This window comes from Cyanobacterium sp. Dongsha4 (assembly GCF_036345015.1).
Taxonomy (GTDB): domain Bacteria; phylum Cyanobacteriota; class Cyanobacteriia; order Cyanobacteriales; family Cyanobacteriaceae; genus PCC-10605.
Genome location: NZ_CP084098.1, coordinates 634,452 through 654,193, shown reverse-complemented (window position 1 = coordinate 654,193; position 19,742 = coordinate 634,452). Strand labels below are relative to the sequence as shown.

15 protein-coding genes and 1 tRNA gene are annotated in these 19,742 nt (G+C 35.0%); 6 read left to right on the top strand and 10 right to left on the bottom strand.

Going from position 1 to position 19,742, the window contains the following annotated elements; translation table 11 throughout:
- Positions 1-89: 89 nt before the first annotated feature.
- Complete coding sequence (locus Dongsha4_RS02865) at positions 90-1,628, bottom strand: efflux RND transporter periplasmic adaptor subunit (RefSeq protein ID WP_330204257.1); 1,539 nt, start codon at positions 1,626-1,628, stop codon at positions 90-92.
- Positions 1,629-1,817: 189 nt separating this feature from the next.
- Positions 1,818-2,213 (bottom strand): DUF4359 domain-containing protein, encoded by a 396-nt coding sequence (locus Dongsha4_RS02860; RefSeq protein ID WP_330204256.1) that lies wholly within the window; start codon positions 2,211-2,213, stop codon positions 1,818-1,820.
- A gap of 72 nt (positions 2,214-2,285) precedes the next feature.
- Between Dongsha4_RS02860 and Dongsha4_RS02855 the strand changes: the two genes are divergently transcribed.
- Together Dongsha4_RS02855 and Dongsha4_RS02850 are read left to right on the top strand one after the other, a co-directional pair.
- Positions 2,286-2,358: transfer RNA gene (locus Dongsha4_RS02855), tRNA-His, on the top strand.
- A 573-nt stretch (positions 2,359-2,931) separates the two neighbouring features.
- Complete coding sequence (locus Dongsha4_RS02850; protein ID WP_330204255.1) at positions 2,932-3,918, top strand: methyltransferase domain-containing protein; 987 nt, start codon at positions 2,932-2,934, stop codon at positions 3,916-3,918.
- A gap of 97 nt (positions 3,919-4,015) precedes the next feature.
- On the opposite strand, the gene Dongsha4_RS02845 is transcribed toward Dongsha4_RS02850, so the two are convergent.
- Complete coding sequence (locus Dongsha4_RS02845) at positions 4,016-4,906, bottom strand: pentapeptide repeat-containing protein (protein WP_330204254.1); 891 nt, start codon at positions 4,904-4,906, stop codon at positions 4,016-4,018.
- Between the two features lie 475 nt (positions 4,907-5,381).
- Between Dongsha4_RS02845 and Dongsha4_RS02840 the strand changes: the two genes are divergently transcribed.
- Together Dongsha4_RS02840 and panD are read left to right on the top strand one after the other, a co-directional pair.
- On the top strand, positions 5,382-5,555 hold the full coding sequence (locus Dongsha4_RS02840; RefSeq protein ID WP_330204253.1) for a hypothetical protein: 174 nt from the start codon (positions 5,382-5,384) through the stop codon (positions 5,553-5,555).
- Between the two features lie 283 nt (positions 5,556-5,838).
- The gene (panD, locus tag Dongsha4_RS02835; protein WP_330204252.1) at positions 5,839-6,255 is read left to right on the top strand and encodes an aspartate 1-decarboxylase; all 417 of its coding nucleotides are present in this window, start codon (positions 5,839-5,841) and stop codon (positions 6,253-6,255) included.
- A 123-nt stretch (positions 6,256-6,378) separates the two neighbouring features.
- Here the strand turns inward: panD and Dongsha4_RS02830 are convergent, their stop codons facing one another.
- Positions 6,379-7,545, bottom strand: coding sequence for an ABC transporter permease subunit (locus tag Dongsha4_RS02830; RefSeq protein WP_330204251.1), 1,167 nt, complete (start codon positions 7,543-7,545; stop codon positions 6,379-6,381).
- A 99-nt stretch (positions 7,546-7,644) separates the two neighbouring features.
- On the opposite strand from Dongsha4_RS02830, the gene Dongsha4_RS02825 reads away from it, so the two are divergent.
- Positions 7,645-8,700 carry a folate-binding protein gene (locus Dongsha4_RS02825; RefSeq protein WP_330204250.1) on the top strand — a complete coding sequence of 352 codons (1,056 nt, stop codon included), beginning with the start codon at positions 7,645-7,647 and terminating at the stop codon, positions 8,698-8,700.
- A 151-nt stretch (positions 8,701-8,851) separates the two neighbouring features.
- Here the strand turns inward: Dongsha4_RS02825 and Dongsha4_RS02820 are convergent, their stop codons facing one another.
- A complete protein-coding gene (locus Dongsha4_RS02820; protein ID WP_330204249.1) occupies positions 8,852-10,885 on the bottom strand; it encodes an Rne/Rng family ribonuclease in 2,034 nt (677 codons plus the stop codon).
- A gap of 1,328 nt (positions 10,886-12,213) precedes the next feature.
- On the bottom strand, positions 12,214-13,140 hold the full coding sequence (cdaA, locus tag Dongsha4_RS02815; RefSeq protein WP_330204248.1) for a diadenylate cyclase CdaA: 927 nt from the start codon (positions 13,138-13,140) through the stop codon (positions 12,214-12,216).
- A gap of 176 nt (positions 13,141-13,316) precedes the next feature.
- On the opposite strand from cdaA, the gene Dongsha4_RS02810 reads away from it, so the two are divergent.
- Positions 13,317-14,681, top strand: a complete 1,365-nt coding sequence (locus Dongsha4_RS02810; RefSeq protein WP_330204247.1) for a serine/threonine-protein kinase — start codon at positions 13,317-13,319, stop codon at positions 14,679-14,681.
- Positions 14,682-14,704: 23 nt separating this feature from the next.
- Here the strand turns inward: Dongsha4_RS02810 and Dongsha4_RS02805 are convergent, their stop codons facing one another.
- The 4 genes from Dongsha4_RS02805 to Dongsha4_RS02790 all read right to left on the bottom strand — a co-directional run bounded on the left by Dongsha4_RS02805 (position 14,705) and on the right by Dongsha4_RS02790 (position 19,471).
- The gene (locus Dongsha4_RS02805; RefSeq protein ID WP_330204246.1) at positions 14,705-16,750 is read right to left on the bottom strand and encodes a recombinase family protein; all 2,046 of its coding nucleotides are present in this window, start codon (positions 16,748-16,750) and stop codon (positions 14,705-14,707) included.
- Positions 16,751-17,148: 398 nt separating this feature from the next.
- Positions 17,149-17,484 carry a ribulose bisphosphate carboxylase small subunit gene (locus Dongsha4_RS02800; RefSeq protein ID WP_330204245.1) on the bottom strand — a complete coding sequence of 112 codons (336 nt, stop codon included), beginning with the start codon at positions 17,482-17,484 and terminating at the stop codon, positions 17,149-17,151.
- 3 nt (positions 17,485-17,487) lie between these two features.
- A complete protein-coding gene (gene rcbX / locus Dongsha4_RS02795) occupies positions 17,488-17,901 on the bottom strand; it encodes a RuBisCO chaperone RbcX (protein WP_330204244.1) in 414 nt (137 codons plus the stop codon).
- Positions 17,902-18,064: 163 nt separating this feature from the next.
- Positions 18,065-19,471, bottom strand: coding sequence for a form I ribulose bisphosphate carboxylase large subunit (locus Dongsha4_RS02790; protein WP_330204243.1), 1,407 nt, complete (start codon positions 19,469-19,471; stop codon positions 18,065-18,067).
- Positions 19,472-19,742 lie beyond the last annotated feature (271 nt).

The following is a 19,742-nucleotide window of genomic DNA, read 5'->3' as shown; positions in this document are numbered from 1 at the left end:
ACCATTGCCCTCTCCCCTCGAGAGGGGGGATAAAGGGGGGTTTGCCTCTTGCCCCTTGAACTTTGCCCTTTTACTTTGCCTTTGCCCCTTTATTCAACAATTTTGATAGCAGTATCATGTCTTAATCCATCACCACCTTTGACAACAATGGATTTTCCTTCTTCAAGTTGGGCATTAGCAATGATTACTTCTGAACCTAAATCATTAACCATTTCGACTTCTAACTGTTTTGCTTTTCCATCCTCAACAGCGAATAATAACCATTTATTACCTCTTCTAGTTAAGGCATCTCGAGAAACCACAAAGCCATCATTTACAGCTAGGGGCATTTCTAAATCAGCTTGAATAGCCATACCGGGGACTAATTGGGGAGGAGGATTACCCAATGTAACTCTAACGGATTGACGACGAGAAGCAGTGTCGGCAGTGGGGATAACGGCGGTGATTATGGTTCTATCTTGCCAATCGGGTAAGGCTCGGGCAGACAAATTGACTCTCATCCCTGGTGTTACTTGCCCACTAATGTTTTCAGGAATTTCTAAAAATATATCAACGGATTTATCACTGACTAAAGTAAAAAGAGGATCATTTATTTCTACATAATCTCCTGTATCTACTTGTCGAGCCTGAATAATTCCTGCAAAGGGTGCTTTAATTTCCGTGCGTTGTAAGGCTAATTCTGCTTGTTGGACTTGAGCTTGGGCTAATTTTACTAAACCTTTTTGAGCTTCGATTTCCTCGATAGTAGGTCCTGCTTTTGCCTCTGCTAAACTCGCTTGAAGACGCAATTTTTCACTGCGAATATTATCTAAATTGGTTCTTCCTTGGGCAATATCTTGACTGGCTTGGGTTTTTTGAGCTTGTAAAGCTGATTCTGCCCTTAGTCTCTCATTAACTGCTGTTTCTACTGCCGATTGAGCCTCTACTAAAATTCTTTCGGAAATTGCTCCTTCTTCACTCAAGGTTGTAATTCTTTTGAGATTATCTTGGGTTTCTTTTTCCCTTGCTTGAGTAGCTTGTAATTCTGCTTGTTTTTGCTTAATTAAATCTGGTTGCAAAGCAATTAAACTGGCTAAATTATTTTCAGCTTCTTTTTCCCTTGCTAATGCCGACTGCAATTGTGCTTGTCTTTGAGCGATAATTTCTGGGCGAGTACCTACCTGTAAGCGATCGAGGTTACTTTGTTCTTGAGCAAGTTTAGCTTTGGCTTGGGCTAAGGCAATCTTAGCATCTGCTATATCCAAAACCGCCACTACTTGACCTTCGGAGATGCGATCGCCTTCTTTGACTAATATTTGCTCGATCGTACCATCAATTTGAGAACTTAGGGTTGCTTTTTGACCAGCCTCCACTTGTCCTAACAATTTGACTTTCTGAACAGCTTGAGAAGTAGTTAAAGTTTCGACTGTCACTGGTTTAGCAGGTGTTTCACTCTCCTTAACTTGAGCTTGAGAAGTTACAGAAGAAGGTTTAAGTATTTGCCAACTACCAATACCCCCACCCAAAACTAACAGTATCAATAACCATCTTGATAGTTTTTTCTGGTTATTTTTCGGTAAATCATCTTGCTTTTCACTATCTTGCCCAATCTTCGATAAATCTTGATTTGATGCTTGACTCGGTTTCATCTCAAAAGCTCAATATAAAGTTTTATTGCAATTATTTGCTCATTGTAAACTATTTTTTTGTAATTTAATGTTGTTGCAAACACATTGTTTTATTATCTTTTATTCTTTACTGATTATTGAGTCTAATTTTGTGGAAATATTGCTTAAATTGCCTTAATTAAAATAGAAGTAATTTCCATATTTAATTTTCTATTCATGAAGTTTTTGGGCATTGATGACGTAAAAATTATTAAACACAGCAATAGTTTCAAATTGGTAAATATACAGATTAGTTGTATAAAGACTGAGCAATAAATAATTATTTCTTTTCGTATTGGAAGCGATTAATTGGGGTATTTTATTTTTACCTGTATCGACTATTAAATTGCAAACCTGACTTTTTATAGCCTCTTCCAGATTCGATGATTTAGCAGGACAAATATTCTCCTTAGCATACCTAACTAACTCTTCTGTGGCAAACTTTTCGTATTTCGTGGAATTGGGATTAGTGAGAGTTAAAATTATTCCCATAATTAAAAAAAAGCCTCCGCCAACTGCCAACAAAATACGGGGAAACTTACGCTCTTCAAGAAATAATGGATTCATATTTAGATAACTTTTTTTGGATAATTACTGGATCATTTTAATGAAATTATGTTATAATCAGAAATCGTAATGGCGAGCGTAGCCAAGTGGTTAAGGCAGTGGATTGTGGTTCCACCATTCGTGGGTTCGAGTCCCATCGTTCGCCCTACTAAAAGTTTACGTTAATTTTCTGACTCTTTACAAGACAGTTTACATTAATTCCTTCAACTGAAACTGTTACATAATTCTTGTATAGCGTTGATATGAATACTGAGGTACACTAATCATCCCTATTCGGGAATAAAGAATAGACTGTATCTACCTGAGTTCGGAGTTCGGAGTTCGGAGTTCGGAGTTAAAAGTAATAATTATTGACAAAAAAGCTGAATAAGTTGATTTTAAATGAGTTTTTCCTAAATTTAATAATTTTTTATTCCAAAATTGGCTCGATGATAACTCGAGGGCGCTTTATTTTTCGATACTTTTTTCATCGAACTCAGGTGTATCTGCACTGGTATCAAAAAACTGCACCTCGTGAATAGGAAAATTACTATATATATTCTAAGATTATTGGATCTTCGTTGTGTGTGATGTCACTTGATCGTTAAATTACCTTCATCCCATACTCTAGCTTTGAACTAAAAGCTAACTATATCAGTAAAAAATCTGATTCATCAAAAAATCTCAGAAATTGATATTATTATAAACAAAATGTAAATAAATATTAAGGTTTATTTTAATGTTTCTATACTACGCTCTTGGTGTTTTACTAATATCAGTAATTATAGGTGTTGTTATTTATCTACTGACTCCTCGGACTTTTGAAACTCCTGAAACTGTTGCGACTTCATATGATGAGTGGACAGAAGATGGAATTTTAGAATTTTATTGGGGTGAGCATATCCATTTGGGTCATTATGGTTCTCCTCCAAGACGCAAAGACTTTTTAGAGGCTAAAGCTGATTTTGTTCATGAAATGGTTAAATGGGGAGGATTAGATAAGTTACCTCGTGGTACTAAGGTTTTAGATGTAGGTTGTGGGATTGGTGGTAGCACTCGTATTTTAGCGAAAGATTATAATTTTGAAGCCACAGGTATTACCATTAGTCCAAAACAAGTACAAAGGGCAACAGAATTAACTCCTGAAGGTGTTAGTGCTAAATTTCAGGTGGATAATGCCTTAGATCTTTCTTTCCCTGATAATAGTTTTGATGTGGTATGGTCGATCGAAGCTGGTCCTCATATGCCTGATAAGAATAAATATGCTCAAGAGATGATGAGGGTTTTAAAACCCGGTGGTACTCTTGTGGTAGCAGATTGGAATCAAAGAGACGATCGCAAAGTACCTCTTAATTGGTGGGAAAGAATTGTAATGCGTCAATTATTGGATCAATGGTCTCACCCTTCCTTTTCCAGTATTGAAGGTTTTTCCGAACAAATTGCTGAAACAGGTTTAGTCGATGGAGATGTAGTCACAGCCGATTGGACTCAAGAAACTTTACCTTCTTGGTTGGAGTCTGTTTGGCAAGGCATAGTGCGCCCTGAAGGTATTATCAAGTTTGGTTTATCTGGTTTTATCAAATCCTTGAGAGAAGTTCCTACCATGATTTTAATGCGTGTTGGCTTTGGTAGTGGTCTTTGTCGCTTTGGAATGTTCAAGGCTGTTAAAGCTAAATCTGCTACTTCTGTTCAAGAAAATACCACCAGTGAAGTGGTTAATGTGTAATAGTTATTAAGCGTTCGGGGGTTTGGGTGTTAGGGTATTAGGGAGAAAATAATTAATTATTACCTTTGCCCTTCCCTTCTTGCTCATTGCCCTTTTCTTAATTGTTAACTGCCATATTCACTCGATAATTTTTTTTTAATTCAAAATTGAGCATTTTGGACAAAGTTTCAGAGAGAATAGTATTATCCAGACAAGAATTAACAAAACTGGTGTGATTTATTTTTACTCCCGTCAAATTAGCTTGAGATAAGTTTGTGTCGTCAAAAATTGCTCCGTCAAGGTTTGCCATTTGTAAATCAGCATTTTGTAAGTTTGCTCCTCGTAAATCCGCTCCTCTTAAGTCTGCACCAACTAATCTTGCTTCTCTTAGGTTTGCATTCTGCAAGTTAGTATTTTGTAAATTTGATCCACTTAATCTTGCCCCATATAGGTTAGCTTCTGTTAGGTTGCTATGACTCAGATTGACTTCTTTCATGAATGAGCGAGTAAAATTGGCTTGATAAGCACAAGAATGTCTCATGTTTGCTTTACTTAGTCTTGCTTCTTGAAAATTACTCCAGTTGAGGTTGCTTTTTCCCATAAAAGCCTCTCTTAAATTAACACGGTAAAGACTAGCTCCACATAAGTTAACTTCTGCTAGGTTTCCATTTCGTAAATTACTATGGCTGAGATTGGCGGCACTAAGTTGTGTTTTGATAAGATGCGATCGCACCATAAAAGCCCCAGTGAGATTAGCTTTGGTCAAATCCGCCCCATTAAAAACTGCTTCACTTAACTTGCTATAAGTAAAATCTGCCCAGTTGAGTTGAGCATGAGAAAAGTTAGATTTAGTCAAAAAACAACGACTAAAGTCAGCCCCGATTAATTTGGCATATTGTAAATCCACCGCCACTAACACAGATTCAGATAAATTCGCTGATTGTAAATTAATCCCTTGAAACTGTCGAATACCCTGCTCATAGTTTCTCAAAAATTGATTTATTTTCATCTCTATTAACCTGAAGAATTGATTTGACTAATGGGGAAGATTTTAAAATCTCACTCGAACTACCAAAATGCTAATTAATTGTATGTCATTAAAAACGTCTTTTTAGCATTTTAATACTGAATAACCATTCATGGTTAGGGGTTTGTAATTACTCTTAATAAATATTTTAGATTCTTGAAAAAACCTTACCTTGTCTTACTTTTAGAAAAGAATAATCACTACATTAATGATATTTCCCTATAGATCGAGTTCATCCCCTTACTTTACTTACTCTTATAAATTAGTTCTCTTGCAAAACTAAAATTAAAAGAGAAACAGTTAATTTTCTTCACTCTTGCTTTTTGCCTTTTCTTTGACTTCTCCAAGAAGTCTATTGATGGAGATAAGGGGAAAAATAAAGGTAACTAAGATATAATTTAAGAAATGTAAATTTTAGCCCCATAATTCAATCAAAATATCGAAGAGTATTGTAGTAATGGAACGAAAAAAAATAGTTGCGATTGTGACAGGAATAGTATCTGTGTTATTGGGAGTTGTTTATTTAATTTTGGTAGAGTTATTGGATTCAAGAGGAGCGATGATTCCAGCCCCAGTTAATGATGTTTCTTTACTTTTGTCATGGTTATTCTCGCCTCATTTTTACCTATAATTTATCTGGTCTTATCTAAGTTCGGGATAAATTGTCATCTCTGAGTAATGGGGAAAAGGTTAAGGGGTAAGAGAAAAAGTTAAAAGGGCTATGGGCAAGGTGTAAAGGTAAATAGTTGATAATTAAGAATTAAGAATTAAAAACCCCGAACTCGTCTTCCCTAACACCCTAATACCTCAATTCCCCAACACCCCTTAACCCACCCGATATTCTTCAACTGAACTGAGGTAGTGTTCGATACAAAATTATTGGTTTGCTTCTTATTGTTTTATTTTTCTTTGTTATGACAACTATTCGATTAATGCACGCTAAATTACATCGAGTCAGAGTAACATCTGCAAATGTAGATTATGTTGGTAGTATTTCTATAGATCCAGATTTGATGGAAAAAGTTGGTATTTTACCTTTAGAAGAATTAGATATTGTTAATCTTAATAATGCTAAACGTTGGTCAACTTATGCTATTCCGGGGGAGAGGGGAAGTAAAGAAATTTGTCCTAATGGTGGGGCGGCTTTATTATGTCAAGAAGGGGATATTTTAATTATATATGCCTATGAAGAGTGCGATCGCGCTGAGTTAATGAAAAAAGGACATAAAGCAAAAGTATTAGTTGCCGATGAACACAATAATATAGCAGATTTTTTTGAGCAAACTTTAACCCCTAATCAGGATAAATTACACTTTCAGGAGAGATGTTAAGCTATGGCTTATATAATTTAGTTAGTTGATAGGCAACAAGCAATAGTTAATTTCTCCGAAACTTGAACCCTCCAACACCCTAGAAACCCAAGCCCTCATTTCTGAACTCAGGTTCATATCCTTTTATAATTCTGCTGTGCGTCCTTTTTGCGGGAAAATACCAGAGGGTTTAACTTGCAGAAAACCAATAATAATTACAAAAACAAGAACTTTCGCCATACTTGTAGTTGCAAAGAAGTTGACGATGTCTAACAACGGAGTAAGCGATTCTTGAGACATAATCATTAAACCAAGAGTACCAGAACCGACAATATAGCTAACAGTGCCAATGGCAAGAGCGGCGATGATTGAACCCAAAAGATTACCAACTCCTCCTACAACTACCACCATAAACGCATCAACAATATAGTTTTGTCCTGTGTTTGGCCCCACTGAACCAAGAAGACTGATAGCGACTCCTGCAATCCCTGCTAAACCTGAACCGAGGGCAAAGGTGAGAGCATCAACGGTGGCGGTGGGAATACCTAAACAAGAACTCATGGTGCGGTTTTGGGTAACAGCACGAATTTTTAAGCCCCAATCTGTGACGTTTAAAAACCAATATACCCCTGCTAAACAAAGTAAGGTTAAAACAATGATAAAAATACGGGCAGTGGGAAATTGAAAGTCTCCTAAAGGTATTCCACCTCTTAACCATTCAGGGGCCGTTACGTCCACGTTTCTGGCACTAAACCAAGGAGTTGTTAGGGATTTATTTTGAGATTGATTGATTAAAATTCCTGTGGTAATTGCGATCGCACCTGTTAGAGGTAAGGTAATGTAAAGAAAAAGGTTGCGAATTTGTAACCAATTTTGACGACGAGAAAAGAAAAACATCGCCCCGAAAAAGAGAAGGGAAAAAATAGTTAAACCGATAGCCATTGAGCCGTTAACACTACGCACGAATTGACGCAGAATTAAACTAACTCCCCATGTTGCTAAAAGGGTTTCTAAAGGTCGGCCATAAAGAAATTTTATGACTCCTTTTTCTAAAATTAGTCCTACTAATGCTGTAACGATAAAAGCAACGGGAATGGAAACGATAATATACCAATCGAAAAAAGGTTCACCTAAAGGTTTAAATATATTCTGGATCACAAAAGTGGTATAAGCACCAATCATCATTAATTCACCGTGAGCGAGATTAATCACTCCCATCAAACCGAAAACAATCGCTAACCCTAAAGCGGCGATGAGTAACACTGAGCCAATGCTAATACCATTTAAAATAGCTTCGATTAAAGGTAACATTTTTATATCAATTATGATTTATGGCATTAATTATGCCCATGAAGGAAGATTATTTTTAGTATCATTGATCACAAGTTTTCATTGGCTTGATCATATATCATGAATAAATTAAAAGAATTACAGATACAATCAGGGGCAGTTTTTGCAGAAAGTATTGAAGTACCATTGACTTTTAACAATCAAAATTTTTCTCTTTCTCAATGGGAAGATAACGTTTTTTTTTGCGATCGCAGTGATTGGGGTTTATTAAAAGTTACAGGATGCGATCGTCTTAGGTATTTACATAATCAAAGTACTAATGATATTCAATCTTTAAAATCTAGCCAAGGATGTGATACAGTTTTTGTCAATTCTACTGGTAGAAATATCGATTTAGTTAGTGTTTATCTCAAAGAAGAAGAAGTTTTATTATTAACATCCCCAAATCAAAATCAGAAATTATATCAATGGATGGATCGTTATATATTTCCTTTTGATAAAGTAGAATTAAAAGATATTTCCTCAGATTATAAAATATTCACAATATTTGGCAATAACAGTCACGAACTATTAAGTAATTGGGTAGAAAAAGAAATATTAGAAAAGCCAGAATTTTATCACCAAAATTTAACTATAGATGGCATAGAAGTTTTATTAACTGTGGGAAGCGACTTAAAAATAAGGGGATATAATTTAATAGTTAAACAGGATAAAGCAGATATTATTTGGCAAAAATTAATAGAAAAAAATCCTAAACTAATAGGTAGCAAAGAATGGGAAATATTGAGAATTTTAAGAGGCAGACCCGCCCCAGAAAAAGAATTAACAGAAGATTTTAACCCTTTAGAAACAGGCTTATGGAATTCAATTTCTTTTAGTAAAGGTTGTTATATCGGACAAGAAACTATTGCTAGATTGAATACTTATAAAGGAGTTAAACAAAGACTTTGGGGCATAAAACTCAACCAAGAAATTAATCCAGAAATAGAAAATACTATTTTTTTAGAAGAAGAAAAAGTAGGAAAAATCACCAGTTATATTAACTATGAAAATGAACCATTTGCTCTTGGTTACATTCGCACCAAAGCAGGAGGAGAAGGACTACTGGTAAAAATCGGAACAGCAGAGGGAAAAGTAATTAGTTTACCTTTCGTTATTCACGAGTATAAAAGTTAGGAATAATGAGGAAGTAGGGGCTTAGGGTGTTAGGGAGAAATTTCTTTTTATCTTAACTCCGTTCACGACTGAAAGGAGTGTAAGAGCTTTCGGTGCGAACTCTCCGAACTAAAATTATTGCCCCTTGCCCTTTCTTTATTCCTAATTAAGATTAAGAACTGCGAGAAGTACGACGACGACGGGTTCTGACAACGGGGCGATCGCTCTGTGACGCCTCTTTGATAATGGCATCAGTAATAGTTTCTTCAGGATTTTCACTATTATCACCATCAAAAACGTCCTTGGAACTTTCCTCAAAATTGTCATCTTCGTCTAATTCTATTTGATCATCTACTTCTCCCACTTGTACATCAATCTCTAATTCATTTACCATCGTCTCCTTGCCTTGAGGAAAAATCACTTCACTCATATTTTTTTCCTCATCATCAGCGATGTCCACATCTTCTTGCTGATTTGTTTCTGGGGGAATATCTATATCCTCTATATTTTCCTGTTCCTCTGGATTACGCACATAGACTAAAACCGATTTAGGGTCTTTGAATTCCTGTTCTAAATGGAGTAAAGGAGAAACCCCCATGAAAGCATAAACATCCTGTTCCGCATCACTCATTTCTACTACCACTTTTTCCCACTGACTTTCATCTCTGCGTAAAGAACGAGATAATAAACTACGCTCTTTTCTTTCAGGTTTACTTTCCGTCTCTCCCCCATTACCATTACTTCCCGCTAAAATAGGTTCTTCTTTCACCCCATTTTCTCGGCGACGACGACGGCGACGACTGTTACCATTGCCACTTTCTTGATAACTAGGATGGTTGACTAAATCTAATTCATCATTATCACCGCCAAAATCGTCAAGAGAAATAATTTTTTCCTCAAGAATGGGCTTTTCTGTTTTGCTAATTTGAGGAGGTTGATAATAATTAGAACTGAGACTTTCTACATCATAATGTCCGGGGAAATGACCCACTAAACCTAAACCACCACAATGACTACAGAGTTGACCAAACAATTCATAAATATTTTTGCCCTGACGCTTACGAGTTAATTCTACTAATCCCAATTCTGACAGTTGAGCAATTTGAGGTCTAGCTTTGTCGCTTTGTAATACTCGGTTAAAATGCTCTAACAATTTTAATTTATCTCGCCGAGAATCCATATCGATGAAGTCAACAACAATTACTCCGCCAATATTACGTAATTTTAACTGACGAGCAATTTCGATCGCAGCTTCGGTATTAGTCCATAAAACCGTTTCTCGGGAGGTAGCTGAATGAGTAAAAGAGCCAGAGTTAACATCAATTACCGTTAATGCTTCTGTCGGCTCAATGATGATATATCCCCCAGAAGGTAAATCAACCCTCGGTTTTAATGCTTCTTTTATGGCACTATTAACTCGGAAATAATCTAAAATAGAACGACTGTCTTGATGAGAGTCAATTAATAAACCATGAGGATTTTTACCACTTCCCCAATTATTCAACTGTTTTTTGACCCTTCTTACCGCATCATCAGAATCAACCACAATACGATTAACATCGTCACTATACATATCTCGTAAAACCCGTTGAATGAAATCATCATCTCGATTCAACAAAGCAGGAGGATTTAAGGTATTAGCTTCCTGTTGAATTTTTTCCCACTGTTTTTTGAGAAATTCCAAATCCTCAATAATCGCATCTTCTCCTTTACCATCTGCCTCCGTGCGAACCAACAAACCCATTCCTGCAGGTTTCAAGAGAATAGCTAATGCTCTAAGGCGATTACGCTCATTATCATTTTTGATGCGTCGAGAAAGACTAACTCCCTTTCCATAAGGCATTAACACCAAATAACGCCCCGGTAAACTAATATTACCTGTCAAACGAGGACCTTTTGTTCCTGTCGGTTCTTTCATTACTTGAACCAATACAGGTTGATGAGGAGTTAATAATTCAGTAATTGCCCCTGCACTTCTTTTCAATCGTAAAGGACCTAAATCAGTAACATGGATAAAACCATTCTTTTCCGCATCGCCTATATTGACAAAAGCCGCATCAATACCCGAAATAACATTTTCTACTGTTCCTAAATAAATATCTCCTACCTGTTGGTTTCCGGTAGCAACCACTAATTCTTGAATTTGATCTTCAGCAAATACTGCCGCTATATGATTTTTTTCTGCAATTATTATTTGTTTTGGCATTCAATTCCCTCACAAAATTCTCGCTTCTGTGTTGATAATTTTGAAAATATTTTGCTTAAATTTGTCACAATCAGATAATGTTTAGTTAACGATATAAAGCTAATAAAAATAGTCTGACTTTTAACTGTTTTAATCACAATTAGTTATGAAAAGACAAAGTAATTATGGTAAAGAAAACAATTATTAATGTTAGTCCAATCGTAAAATTTTGCCTTGTTTTTATGTAGTCTCATGGATTAGTTTTTCTTAATTTTCTTAACTTAGGAAAGTTTTTTTACATCTCTTCATAAATTCTTGTGATTCCCAGAAAAATCATTTTTTATCAACTTATCCTATCGTTTCTTTATAATTTATCAAAGAATAATGGGTTTAAAACTCAGTCTTTTAAGACGAGTAATTTTTGGTTTATCAAGGTACTTGCAAAATAATTTTGCCCTTTGCCCATTTAACTTTGTCCTTTTGACTTCAGGAATAAATAAAGTTTTTCATACTTTTATTTTCGCTTTCCTAAAAGTTGTGAAATCTAAAAAACCCGACTTTCCCATGTTCAAAATTAGACTCATGTCATCTTAAAACGAAAATTTTAATCGGTGACTAATTATATATTTATACATAATTAAAAAAAAGTAAATACTTGAGTTTTCTCCTAGCAAAAATAATCAGGAGAAGAGCTAACTTATTAATTAACAAGGCAATCCTAAACAGAATTTAGTAGAGAGTCCACTAAGTTTGAGCTGAGAGTAAAGGAATAGTAGCTATTTCTTTAATAAAAGTTAATTCTATTTCTATTGGCATTAGTATCAATCTAACGATTCCAAATTCTAAATCGCTTAAATTATCAACTATTTCTCTTATACCCATAGTGTTGCTTTATTACTAACTTCTGTTTCTGTCAATACTGCGGAAAATGCAATATATTTTGATCTTCATGGACTATAAAAATTAGTTATACTTAGACAACTATCGATTAGATTAAGATAATTGACCTTAAAATTTAGGTTTTCAATCCTTACCATGAGTGCAATTATAGCAGAAAAAGCATTGATAAACAATTGAAGATTCCTGAATAGTAATTGAGTAGTTAACCTGAGTTCGGGATAAATTTTCATCTATGAGTGATGGTGAAAAGAGCAAAGGGCAAGAGGCAAAGGTAAATAGTTGATAATTTAAGAATTAAGAATTAAAAACCCCGAACTCCGAACTCCGAACTCCGAACTACTAACTCCTAACTCGTTTCCCCTAATTCCCCAACACCCCTTAACCTATCCGATATTGTTAAACTGAACTGAGGTTAGTTAAATGATTTATCTTACTCAACTTAAGAGAGCTTAATTTCTTTTTCTTTGTTGTTCAAGGGACTTTTTCTTGTTTCCGAATTTAAACAAATTTGCCAAGAATTTTTGACTGCTAAAAGTCAATTTTTTACTTAAACGAGTAACGCCCGTGACAACTTCACCTTCGGAGGGTTGAGATAATTTTTCTTCTAATAACTCTTTTAATTTTGTACTGGTTAAAGGACGATTTAAAGTACCTTTTTCCCCCAAGGAAATTGAGCCTGTTTCTTCTGACACTACAATACAAAGACAGTTGTCAACTCTTTCTGTGATACCCATGGCCGCACGATGACGAGTGCCTAGTTGGCGAGATGCACTACGATCTGATAATGGTAATATCACCCCTGCGGAAACAACCTCATTTCCTCTGACAAATACTGCACCATCATGGAGAAGGCTTTTTGTTTGAAAGATAGTTTGTAATAATTCTTTACTGACAATGGCGTTTAATTGTACTCCCGGATTAACAAAAATTCTTTCTTCAAGAGTATTAAAGGTTTCTACAATAATTAACGCCCCAACCCTATTTTGAGAGAGGTCTTTGACTGCTTCCACCATTTCATCAATGGCACTATCTTCTTTTGGTAGAGAAGAATTGGAGGAGGAAAAATCAAATTGCCATCTGCCTATTTGTTCTAAAAAGCGCCGAAAGTCGGACTGAAATACTAATGCTAGTGATAAGGAACATATTAAAATTAATCTTTCTAAGAAAAAGCTAAATAACTTTAACTGCAAGATGCGATCGCTCACATAAAAAATGATAAAAAGAAGGAATAATCCCCGAATCATCCGTTGTGCACGACGTTCTCTAATTAAAACTGAGATATAGTAAAAAGAGAAAACTGCAAAACCTAAATCGAGAAATTGACGGAAAAAAAGAATAAGAGAAGATAAATTGTCAGGAAAACCCGACCCAAACATCAAATTTTAACCCACTGTTACTATATTTACTTGCTCACACCAAGAATAACAAACTATTGACCATTCAGGTACGATATTTTTTGTTATTTAGAGATAATTATCTGTTGTTGGCTTTTTTTTGAATTGAGTCTTTAAAATTAGTAATAGAGAAAATCGAGCTTTTTGCTCAACAAGCCATGATTAATATAATTTTCAATGAACGTTATCAGGTTCAAAAATTACTAAGGGAAAAAGCTGGTAGAAAAACTTTTTTGGCTTTAGATTTGACTACCGAAGAATTAGTAATAGTTAAATTGTTAGTTTGGAATAATCAATTTTGGGATGATTTAAAACTGTTTGAAAGAGAAGCACAAACTCTACAACTACTTTGTCACCGTGCTATTCCTCAATATCTTGATTATTTTGAGGTAGATTTACCCGAATGTAAAGGTTTTGCTCTAGTGCAAACCTATTTGAATGCTCCTTCTTTGCGAGAATTATTTGATAATGGTAGAAGATTCAGTGAAGATGAGTTAAAGGAAATTGCTCGTAAGTTGTTAAGTATTTTAATTTATTTACATGAACATCATCCCCCTGTTATTCATCGAGATATTAAACCGAGTAATATTTTACTTACTAATACTTCTGGAAATAGTGTAGGAGATATTTATTTAGTTGATTTTGGTTCTGTTCAAAATGTTTTAGCTAATGATGATGGCACAATTACCATTGTTGGTACTTATGGCTATATGCCTATAGAACAGTTTAGCGGACAAACAGTTCCTGCGTCAGACCTTTATTCTTTGGGAGCAACTTTAATTTATCTGGTGACGGGAAAACATCCTAGTGAATTATTAACAAAGCAAATAAGAATCGTCTTTGAAGATAAGGTTAATCTGAGCGATTCTTTTACACAGTGGCTTAAGTCTATGACAGAAACTGCTTTAGATATGCGTTTTTCTTCTGCCAGAGAAGCGATCGCATCTTTAGATAATCCTATCACAATTAGACAAGAAAATAGTTTAGATATTCTTCATAAGCCTTTAGGTAGCAAAGTAAGAGTTACTAATAACAAACACAAATTAGAAATTATTATTCCTCCTCAAGGATTTCGTCTCGCATCCCTGATGCAAATTTCCTTTATTATTCCTTTGTTTCTCATCTTAGTTAATGTTATTTCCCATCCCTCCCATCATTTCCTATTCTTGATTTTTTTGATAATTATTGTTGGTGTTATTTTTGGTTATACATTTCTGTGTTTTAGACAAACTAGACTAAGTATCACCGCTAATAAGATTAGAATGTCTCAAGAGTTAAAAAGTTTTCGGTATCTCTCTCTAAATGCTTTTCCCGAACAAATAACAGCTATAGAACATACATTCTTAGCCTATCGCCAAGGTAGTAAAGGCTCAACTATAACCATTGCACCGAAAATAAATCTTTGTATTGGTACAATTAAAAAAGTTACTTTAGTTAGTGAAGACCGTTTGAGTTCTCCTGAACTTCATTGGTTAGCCCAAGAAATTAGTAATCGTTTAAAAGTGCCGATTATTAGAAATTAAGACTTAAAAGAAAATTCTGTAACTTAAGGTACAAAAGCTAGTAAAGGAGATAATTTTCCGATTTGTTCATTTCCTGTCACGCTAAGGTCACTATGACACAAAAAAATCTTTTCTTCTGCTCTAGCTAATAAATCTTTAACAATTCGTCTAATTAAAGCATCTTCAGATTCTCTTTGCATTGTTCGAGGATTTTCTTCTGTAGATTGTAAAAATGCCTCATAAGCAAATAAACCTAAACCCTGACTCCAAAAACGTGAACCTGTATCCATCCAAAATTGCCAACGATGGCGACAACGATGCGATCGATATTGATATATAGTTGAAATTAAAAGTCCTCCCTCTGAATAAGAAAAACCATCTTCTGAATCATCACTATTGTTTTGATTATATTCAAGTAAGGGATTCGCCGTGATTGTACCTTTTCTTATTAATGTTAAAAATTGGCTAACAATTTCATTGACAGCTAAATTACCCAATTTACATTGAATTTCCCAAAAATGTTGAGCTGTTTCTCTAAACTCTTTTAAATTAGCAATTTGATTATATTGAAGTTCATTAAGATGGGGAAAAAATAGCTGAATAATCTTATCTATAATAACAATTAAATGGTTTTCTCCTTCAATAATTTCCGTTTTGATATTTTCTATGACTGCTAATATATTTTGATAACTGTCTCTACTTTGATAGCTAAGACGATCCCAACGGGGAAAATTTGTATAATCTAACAAGTGAGGATTATTGACATCAGGAACATAACAACTATCAATTAATAAATTACCCCGAACTAAGTCTATTTTTTCCTTAGACAAAATTACTAGCATTTCTGGTAATAAATCTTTTCTGACCAATCTTCCTTGATGTGGATAAACTAAAGTTAAAATACTTAAAATACTACGAATAATAGCCGAACTAATTAAAGGTCTTTTTTCTCTTAAAAATTGAATTTCTACTCCATTTTGATTAGTTAAAATATCCTGAAAAGCATATCTAGCTATTTCATCCAAACCCGGAGCAATAATCGCTATATCTTGAGGTTTTATTTTATTTTCTTTAATAGATTCGATAATAAAATTACAAGTTTGAGAAAGTAACTCTGCCCTTGATTCTGTGGTGATACTACTTATATTTTTTAAAGATTCTATGTCTTCAAAGTCTTCAAATTCTCCATTTATTAGTTTGAAAATTGGTTTTTCTAAGCTGTGTTTTAAACATTTACTATTTTTATTTTCTAAAACTTGATGATCACATAAAGGCAATATTTTCTTTTTAATATATTCTGGGTCTGCATTTAATCCTAATCGAACTTTTCCCGTTTCATTATAAGTAAAAACAGAGGTAATATTATTATCAATAAACCTTTGACAAATTTGTATAATTATGGAAGGAAAATCATCAATATTATCAATAAACAAACCCTTATATTGATTTAATAAATATTGTTCATATTCCTTGGACGGTAACAAATATAAGGCGTAAAGTTCATAAATTAAACCATAGTTTAAAAATCCCTTTCCTAAGCACCAATTACGCCATTTTTGAATCAAATCTCCGATCAAATTAGTAATAGATTGATTATCAATTGTCTGGAAAAAATCTGAATTTTGCAATGAGCAAGGGATTTTCTCAAAAGATATTCCTGCCGCCCCTGCTAATTGTGTTAAATCTAAAATTCTGCGAACGCAAGTATATTCATTACCAAAAATGCTAATTAATTCGGAGGTAATATCTTTTTGCCATAGTTGAGTTGCTAACTCTTGTTCAGTCTCAGGGCGTAGTCTAATGGGTATTGTTGCTTTTATACCTAGTTTCTCGCAAATAAGGGGATAGAATAAGCTAACATCTTCCATTATTAATCCTAGAGGAGTTCTTATTTTTCCCAGATAGCCTTGAGTATTAAGTTTAAGGATTTCCTGATGTAGATTTTCTCTGGCTTGATGGTTGATGACAAGAATAAGGGGTTTATGGGGAAGGGGGAATATTTGCATCCACCGATAAATTGATTCGGCTAAATAAGAAGTTTTACCGCAACAACTTTCTCCTGTTATCCAAAGAGGCTTGTTTCTTTTCATTATTCACTCAAGACTTAAATGCAATCAGTATCACCTGAGTTCGGAGTTAAAATAACTAGATATGGATGAAAAAAGTAGATAAATTGATTATATCTTGAGTTAATACCCATCCCAAGAAAGCTGGAACAGTAATTGGATTTAGTTAAAAATCAGCTAAAATCCATAGACTAATATTTTCTATTCATTTTTATCACTTTTACCTACTTTCACCGAAAATTTTATATCGAACTTAGGTAGTATGAGTCAATCTTACTAAATTAATTTTGTAGTATGTTCTAAAATAGCATCTAGTTTTTGGTTAATTTCATTTCCTAAGTATAACCTTACTTTTCATGAATAAAAAATAAGGGCAGACAATGAAGCCTACCCTTAAGATTGTTTCAGTTTAACAGTTAACCTTAGAAACGAGTGGTGTTAGGTTTGTAAACGATGAAACTCATGGTTTGACACTGTTTGATGTTGTCGAAACCGATTACACGGATATAAGAATCAGAGTATTGAGCTTTACATTCACGAACTTCATTTAATACATCTTGGGGAGAAGAAGCACTAAATAAAGGTAATTTCCATAAAGTCCAGTGGTGATCGGCGGGTTGAGGATCTTTTTCAAATTCTACCGCAGGAATAAATCCTTGATCTAATAAATACTGAACTTGTTTAAGGATTTGTTGATCAGTTAAAGGAGGTAAGTAGGATAAAGTTTCGTAACGGCGCTCTTTAGGTAAAGTTTGCATCTTTTATTCTTCCTTGTTGTCTAATGAATTTGATTCTTGATTGCTTTCATCCTTATCGGATGAGGTAACAGGTAAAGATTGAGTTTGGGTTAAACGCTCTAAAAGATGGCGACGGTGTTCAATATTAGATTGAGTAATATTAGTTTTGACCATTTCTGGCAAAAATTCCAATACTTGCTCTGCTAAATCTTCTCTTACCGTTAAAATTCTCAACACTAACTCTTTATTTTCTCCCAATAGGTTATTAAGATATTTTTCACTATCTTGAACAGAAGTGCGATCGCTGTAGTTAGTTAACCAGATCGCTTGTGTGGGGTTAGTTTCAGTTAGTTGATTAATGATAATCTTTATGGCTTGAAAAGTAAGATAACTTTGCAAAACCTTCGCCGTATCCTTGGCAATTTGCTTATAGGACATAATTCAGTGACTATCAGTATCCAGTTATCAGATTGATTAAATAAGTAAAATTGCTTAAATGACTTTATTATTCTGTTTATGGGCAGATTTTTTGTTCACTTAGGACTATTTATACTTATTTTAGTTTTTCTGACTCCTGAATTCTGACTACTGAAAAGTCAATTTAGAGAGTGTCAACGGTGTCAAACTCGAATTTGATTTCTTTCCAGAGTTCACAAGCGGCAGCTAACTCAGGACTCCAACGACAAGCCTCACGAATTACTTCGTTACCTTCACGAGCGAGAGAACGTCCTTCATTACGAGCTTGAACACAAGCCTCTAAAGCTACACGGTTAGCGGTTGCACCAGGTGCATTACCCCAAGGGTGTCCTAAAGTACCACCACCAAACTGTAAACAAGAATCATCACCGAAGATTTCAACTAATGCGGGCATATGCCATACGTGGATACCACCAGAAGCTACAGGCATAGTTCCGGGTAAGGAAGCATAGTCTTGGGTGAAGAATACACCACGAGCGCGATCTTCTTCTACATAGTCTTCACGCATTAAGTCAACGAAACCTAAAGTAGCAGCGCGATCGCCTTCTAATTTACCTACAACAGTACCAGAGTGTAAGTGGTCACCACCAGAGAGACGGAGACATTTAGCTAAAACACGGAAGTGGATACCATGATTTTTCTGACGGTCAATTACTGCGTGCATAGCACGGTGGATGTGTAATAATACACCGTTATCACGACACCATTTTGCTAAGGTAGTGTTAGCAGTGAAACCACCAGTTAAGAAGTCGTGCATGATGATAGGAGTACCGATTTCTTTGGCGAATTCAGCACGTTTCATCATTTCTTCGCAAGTACCTGCGGTTACGTTTAAGTAGTGACCTTTGATTTCATTGGTTTCAGCTTGTGCTTTTTCAATAGCTTCTTGAACGAATAAGAAGCGATCGCGCCAACGCATGAAAGGCTGAGAGTTGATGTTTTCATCGTCTTTGGTGAAGTCTAAACCACCACGAAGACACTCATAAACTGCACGACCGTAGTTTTTAGCGGATAAACCTAATTTAGGCTTAATGGTACAACCTAATAAAGGACGACCGTATTTGTTTAATAAGTCACGCTCAACAGTGATACCGTGAGGAGGACCTTGATAAGTTTTGATTAAAGCAACGGGGAAGCGGATGTCTTCTAAACGTAATGCACGAAGAGCTTTAAACCCGAAAACGTTACCAACTAAAGAGGTTAAAACGTTGGTTACAGAACCTTCTTCAAATAAATCTAAAGGATAAGCAACGAAACAGAAATATTGATTATCTTCACCAGGTACGGGTTCAACACTGTAACAACGACCTTTGTAACGATCTAAGTCAGTTAAACCATCAGTCCATACAGTAGTCCAAGTACCAGTAGAGGACTCAGCCGCAACCGCCGCCGCACATTCTTCGGGGGGAACTCCGGGTTGGGGAGTCATACGGAAACAAGCCAATAAATCAGTATCTTTAGGGGTATAGTCAGGGGTGTAATAGGTTAAGCGATAATCCTGCACACCAGCTTTAAATCCAGCTTGTGCCATGCTTGGTATCCTCCAAATATATAAATTTTCTTTATAGCGTTATATGTAACAACTTCTTTTAATGGAAGTTAGTTTTTTGGCTTTTGCTTTTCGAGTTTAAATCTTATCATGAAGGGGATCATTTTCTATACACCTAGATCAACTATTTACGATTATTATTTTTTCTGAATTTGATTAACTTAACTAATCTAATTCTCTATGCTTACCCTAGACTATTCTCTGGGTATTTTAATCTGCTCATTTTCCTTTTTTTAACGGTATAAAGGTCAAA

Excerpts from the sequence above, each read along its gene's own strand:
- Dongsha4_RS02805 (WP_330204246.1), bottom strand. The coding sequence starts at position 16,750 with ATGAAAAGAAACAAGCCTCTTTGGATAACAGGAGAAAGTTGTTGCGGT.
- Dongsha4_RS02850 (WP_330204255.1), top strand. The coding sequence starts at position 2,932 with ATGTTTCTATACTACGCTCTTGGTGTTTTACTAATATCAGTAATTATA.
- Dongsha4_RS02820 (WP_330204249.1), bottom strand. The coding sequence starts at position 10,885 with ATGCCAAAACAAATAATAATTGCAGAAAAAAATCATATAGCGGCAGTA.
- Dongsha4_RS02810 (WP_330204247.1), top strand. The coding sequence starts at position 13,317 with ATGATTAATATAATTTTCAATGAACGTTATCAGGTTCAAAAATTACTA.
- Dongsha4_RS02800 (WP_330204245.1), bottom strand. The coding sequence starts at position 17,484 with ATGCAAACTTTACCTAAAGAGCGCCGTTACGAAACTTTATCCTACTTA.
- rcbX (WP_330204244.1), bottom strand. The coding sequence starts at position 17,901 with ATGTCCTATAAGCAAATTGCCAAGGATACGGCGAAGGTTTTGCAAAGT.
- Dongsha4_RS02790 (WP_330204243.1), bottom strand. The coding sequence starts at position 19,471 with ATGGCACAAGCTGGATTTAAAGCTGGTGTGCAGGATTATCGCTTAACC.
- Dongsha4_RS02840 (WP_330204253.1), top strand. The coding sequence starts at position 5,382 with ATGGAACGAAAAAAAATAGTTGCGATTGTGACAGGAATAGTATCTGTG.
- Dongsha4_RS02845 (WP_330204254.1), bottom strand. The coding sequence starts at position 4,906 with ATGAAAATAAATCAATTTTTGAGAAACTATGAGCAGGGTATTCGACAG.
- Dongsha4_RS02865 (WP_330204257.1), bottom strand. The coding sequence starts at position 1,628 with ATGAAACCGAGTCAAGCATCAAATCAAGATTTATCGAAGATTGGGCAA.
- Dongsha4_RS02860 (WP_330204256.1), bottom strand. The coding sequence starts at position 2,213 with ATGAATCCATTATTTCTTGAAGAGCGTAAGTTTCCCCGTATTTTGTTG.
- panD (WP_330204252.1), top strand. The coding sequence starts at position 5,839 with ATGACAACTATTCGATTAATGCACGCTAAATTACATCGAGTCAGAGTA.
- cdaA (WP_330204248.1), bottom strand. The coding sequence starts at position 13,140 with ATGTTTGGGTCGGGTTTTCCTGACAATTTATCTTCTCTTATTCTTTTT.
- Dongsha4_RS02825 (WP_330204250.1), top strand. The coding sequence starts at position 7,645 with ATGAATAAATTAAAAGAATTACAGATACAATCAGGGGCAGTTTTTGCA.
- Dongsha4_RS02830 (WP_330204251.1), bottom strand. The coding sequence starts at position 7,545 with ATGTTACCTTTAATCGAAGCTATTTTAAATGGTATTAGCATTGGCTCA.